This is a genomic window from Novosphingobium resinovorum (assembly GCF_036352595.1).
GTDB classification, from domain to species: Bacteria; Pseudomonadota; Alphaproteobacteria; order Sphingomonadales; family Sphingomonadaceae; genus Novosphingobium; species Novosphingobium resinovorum_B.
On sequence record NZ_JAZFAX010000128.1, the window covers coordinates 1 to 409 of the forward strand.

The window sequence follows — 409 nt, forward strand, 5'->3', positions numbered from 1 at the left end:
AAGCGCGTCGAGCCTTCGTGCAGGACGAGACCATCATGCCCGACGCGCTTGTGCAGGCGTCCGGGCCATCGTATTCAACCGCTGGACTCTCGTTATGATCGAGGGACTGACGGGGGGCAGGTCAGCCGATATGCACTTCATTCGTCAGGCCTTCGGCAACGGTGTGCAGCGTGATGCCGTTTCGGCGTTGCGGTGTTCAAAAATGTTGTGCTGGAAGCGGACCTGCTGCGGACACGGCTTATCGCTCGGTGCGGCGTATGTCTGCTAAGTGGTTGTTTATATTGGTTGCGGGGGCAGGATTTGAACCTGCGACCTTCAGGTTATGAGCCTGACGAGCTACCGGGCTGCTCCACCCCGCGTCACCATTATGGGCTGATTGTCAGCCCGGAGCGTTTTTTGTGTATTCATT

At 57.7% G+C, this 409-nt stretch carries 1 tRNA gene; it reads right to left on the reverse strand.

From position 1 onward, the window contains the following. Nucleotides 1-282: 282 nt before the first annotated feature. Nucleotides 283-359 (reverse strand) — tRNA-Met (locus V2S85_RS27205). Nucleotides 360-409 lie beyond the last annotated feature (50 nt).